This is a genomic window from Acidobacteriota bacterium, assembly GCA_012517875.1.
GTDB lineage: Bacteria > Acidobacteriota > JAAYUB01 > JAAYUB01 > JAAYUB01 > JAAYUB01.
On record JAAYUB010000158.1, the window covers coordinates 1 to 4682 of the forward strand.

Below are 4682 nucleotides of genomic sequence, written 5' to 3' on the forward strand. Positions count from 1 at the left end.
AAGTGGTCGGTGTGCACGATGTCCCGCTATTTCATGGCCTTAAAACCAAGGGCGGTGTGCACGATGTGATGCGATATGCGACCGTTAAGTTGTGCACGATGTCATGCTATTTTTTTGTGCACGATGTGATGCTACTTGTCAATTACGGCTTAGCCGGAGGCACCAGCCAGACTTTCACCGTTTACCCTTATGTGGACTGCGGCTGTGCCGGCCGCTCCAACGAGTTCGATTCCGACTCCAGCGCCTCGTACGCGCTGACCAGCCGGAGCGGCGGATATAAATGGTCCGCCCCCGGCGTGTCCGGCGACGACAGTTGGCAATCCGGCGCCGTGCCGGCCTGGACCACCGATTTTTTCTCTGACGACTACGGCATCTGGACCGAGGACCTGACCGTCACGATCCCGTCGGGCGACACCTCCAACTTCGTCACCCACTACCTGGGCGACCACGGCGCGGCGCCGCCGCCGCCCACGGCCCAGCCCCAGGCGGGCGCCCTGCGCCTCTACCTGCCCACGAGCGCGGGCGCGGCGCCGGTGAAACCGTACGTGGGGCAGACGGTCCGGTTCATCTCGGGCCAGAATCCGCCCCTGGTGGGGCAGACCACCCGGCTGGGCATCCGGGTGGATGTGACCAATCCCACCCCCCACGCCATCACCTTCAGCGCCTCGAACACCGTGGACGCCTACGTCCCGGGCGGGGACGTCGTGTACGCCGGCACCGCCACGGTGAGCCAAGGGAGCATCGTCGCCTACCCTACCGCCACCCCCGGGCCCTACGGCTGGCTCCGATGGAATCCCGGCGTCGTGGCCGCCAACACCACGGCGTCACTCTACTACCATGTGGACGTCACCCCCACCGCCGCGGGCCGGCTGGTCATCACCGGCACGGCGCCAAGCAGTGTGCGCTCATGGGATCTGTCCACCAATCCCGGCTGGACGGCGGGGGGACAGTGGGCGTGGGGAACTCCCACCGGCGGCGGGGGAGCGTCCGGCAACCCGGACCCGACATTCGGCCACACCGGGAGCTACGTGTACGGATACAACCTGTCCGGCGATTACTCCAACTCCATGCTGTCGGCGGATTACCTGACCACGACGGCCATCGACTGCAGCGGATTGTCCAACGTGCAACTCCGCTTCTGGCGCTGGCTCAACGTCGAGGGCTCCGCGAATGACCACGCGGTCATCGAGGTGAGCAACGACAATTCCACATGGACGAAGATTTATGAAAATCCCGCCGACACGGCGGTCACCGACGCCGCCTGGACCCAGGTCACCTATGACATCTCGGCCGTGGCGGACAACCAGTCCACCGTCTACATCCGCTGGGCCATGGGCCCGACCAACGACAGCCTGACGTACAGCGGCTGGAACATCGACGACGTCGAGCTCTGGGGCGACGCCGATGGCAACGGCACCACCGCCACGTTCGTGGACGAGACGGGGAACACCACCCAGGGGCGGGCCACGTTCACCTTCGGCCCCCTGTGCGAGCTGGCGGTGACCACGGGGACCGACCTCCCCACCCGGGTGCTCGTTTCCGATTTCGGCAGCGAGTGGGCCGGCGGCCAGCCGGTGCTGCGCTGGTCCACCGCGGCGGAGCAGGGGACCGCGGGCTTCCACGTCTCCCGCTGGGACGAGGCCGGTGGAGAGTGGCGGCGCCTCACCGAGGCGCCGCTCCCGGCTCTGCCGGGCCACCCCCAGGGCGGCGTCTACCGCCTGCCGGACCGGGACGCCGTCCCCGGCCAGACCTATCAGTACCGGATCGAGGAACTGGACATTCACGGCAGGACACTGGATTACGGACCGTTCACGGTGACAATACCAGAGACCGCGTCGAACACCGACGCCGTGGCCGCCCCGCCCGTCGACGCATCCGGCTCCCGCACGCCGCACCCGCGGCAGCGGCGGGACGCGGACACGCCGAACGTGAAGCCGGAACACTTTAAAACCGCTGGCGCGGGCAAGACCGCGGCTGGCGGGCCGCGGCCGGCGGCGGCGAAGGTGGCGGTGCGCGCCGACGGGCTGCACGCCGTGTCCTTCGACGCGCTGGCCGAGGCGCTGGCGCTGCCGCGGGCGGCGGTGGAGGCGCTGGCGCATCGTGGACGGCTGGAGATCACCAGCGGCGGCCGGCTGGTCACCTATCTGGCCGATCTGGTCCCGGACGCCATTGTCTTCTACGGCCGGCGGCTGGACAGCCCCTACGCCGACGCCAACGTGTACCGCGTCGCCGTCGGACGCGGCCGGCTCATGGCCCGGGCGGACGGCGCGCCCCCCGCCGCGGTGGCGCCGGGACTGACTTTCGCCACGACGCAGGACGCGGAAGAGGATCACCTGCCCGCGCCCGCGGTCACCCGCAATCCCGAATCGGACTACTGGTTCTGGGATTACCTGTTCGCCGATCACCCGACGCTGGGCGCCAAAACGTTCGCGGTGCCCACGCCCGCGCCCGCCGGCACCGGCGACGCCGCCCTGGCGGTGCGCCTCCACGGCGGCACCGAAACCGCCGCCGGGCCGGACCACCAGGTGACCGTCCGCCTCAACGGGGCGCTCATCGGCACCGCCCGCTGGGACGGCCTCACCGCCCAATCGCTGCGCTTCACCGTCGACCCGGCGATCTTGCGCGACGGCGCCAACACCGTGGAGCTGGCCGCCCATCTGAACGAGGGGATCCCGTATTCACTCGTCTACGTCGACGGGTTCGCGGTGGACTACGTCCGCCAGGCCCGCACCGACGACGACCGCCTGCAATTTCGGCCCGCCGTCCTGTCCCCCCGCGTGGTCGCCGTGGACGGTTTCACCCGTGACGACATCGTCGTGCTCGACGTCACCGATCTGGACGCCCCGGTGCTGCAGCCGGCCGCCGTGGAACGCACCGGCCGCAACTGGCGCGCGTTCTTCCGCTGCCAGCCCCGCCACGAGTATTTCGCGGCCTCGATCGGCACCGCCGCCGCGGTGACCGCCACGTCCCCCGACTGGCCGTCCCGCCTCCGCGACTCCAGCCCGGGCTTCGATTATGTTGTCATCGCCCCGCAGAGCCTGCTCGGACCCGCCGAGGCCCTGGCCGCCTACCGCGCCGGCCAGGGACATCGCGCCCTGGTCGTCGACCTCGCCGACATCTACGACGAGTTCAACCACGGCCGCTCCTCGCCCCAGGCCATCCGCGACTTCCTCGACTGGGCCGTCGCCCACTGGTCCGTGCCGCCCCGTTTCGTCGTCCTGGCCGGCCGCGGGACCTACGACTATCGCGACCTCGGCGGCTTCGGCGACAACCTGCTGCCGCCCCTGTACCTGGGCACCTCCCACGGCCTGGCCGCCGCCGACAACCGCTTCGCCTGCGTCGCCGGCGACGACAACGTGCCCGACCTGGCCATCGGCCGCCTGCCGGCGGCCACCGCCGATGAGCTCCAGGCCATGGTGGACAAGATCATCGCCTACGAGGCGCAGCCCGCCGGCGCCTGGTCCCGACGGGCCCTGGTCGTCGCCGACAATCCGGACCCCGCCGGCGACTTCCCCGCCGATTCCGAGACGGTCGCCGCGGAGCTGCCGCCGTGGCTGCGGCTCCGGCGGATCTCGCTGGCCGAGCAGACCGCGCTCGAAGCCCGGGAGGCGCTCGTCAGCGGCATCGCCACCGGCGCCGGCCTGGTCAACTACCTCGGCCACGGCGGCGTGGACCGCCTGGCCGCCGAAGGCGTGCTCCGCCTCGACGACATCTCCTCGCTCGCCAACGGCGCCCGGCTGCCGCTGGTGCTGGCCTTCACCTGCGCCGCGGGCGAGTGCACCATCCCCGGTTACCCGGGCTTGGGCGAAGCGCTGCTGACCCGGCCCGCCGGCGGCGCCATCGCCGTCTATGCCCCAGCGGGTTTGTCGGACAACGCCGCCGCCGTGGAGCTCAACGCCGCGCTGGCCGCGGAGCTGGGCCGCGGCCACGCCACGCTGGGCGACGCCATCCGCGCCGCCCTGGCCGCCTGGGCGCCGGCGGATCCGGCCGCCGGCTACCACCGCGACCTCTACATTCTCCTGGGCGACCCGGCGCTGCGGCTGGTCCGATAGGGGAGTGCGCAGGCTCGACTGCGCGTTGGATTGACGCGGGATGCGTCTTTGGATAGCGCAAAGCGCTCTGGAGTGCGCAGGCTCGACTGCGCTTTGGATTGACGCGCAGCGTCTTAATACTTTTCAGCCGTCGCAAATCGACAACCGTTCCGGAATCCAGAGCAGCGTCCAGCCGCCGCACTCCAAACTTCATGCCGCCGCAAATCAGACTATCCAGCCGCACCAAAGTTGGAATGCGCGATCGCTTCTCACCATCCGACATCACTTCTCCGTCCTGCGGATAAAAATCCGGGTGCGGAACAATCAGTGTTCCGAAGTATCAAGATTCAATCAAAAACCATATTGACTCATGTGTAAAATTCTAGTGTAATAGATCAACTCGAATCTTTGCATAGGCTGATCGGATTGGTTTTTGGGCTCTAAGGTGTATTTTAAATACACAACAATCGTTTATTGATTATTGAAAAGCGTCTGTTGGCTGTGAAAACATGAGCATTCGGGAGGAGGAACCATGCACCCCACCACACCCAGAACATACGCCGGCCGAACAGTTGCTCCAAAGCGCATCCTGTTCCTGTTCGGAGCAATTCTGGTGTTGACGGCTTTCCTGCCGGCGGGCGGCCACCAGTC

Annotated in this window: 1 protein-coding gene; it reads left to right on the forward strand. The window is 68.3% G+C overall.

Going from position 1 to position 4682, the window contains the following annotated elements; genetic code table 11:
• Positions 1 to 128 precede the first annotated feature (128 nt).
• A complete protein-coding gene (locus tag GX414_15455) occupies positions 129 to 4052 on the forward strand; it encodes a hypothetical protein (protein ID NLI48499.1) in 3924 nt (1307 codons plus the stop codon).
• The last annotated feature ends 630 nt before the right edge of the window (positions 4053 to 4682 follow it).

Bases quoted from the DNA above. Each gene is read 5' to 3' on its own strand.
- GX414_15455 (NLI48499.1), top strand. From the start codon at position 129: ATGCTACTTGTCAATTACGGCTTAGCCGGAGGCACCAGCCAGACTTTC.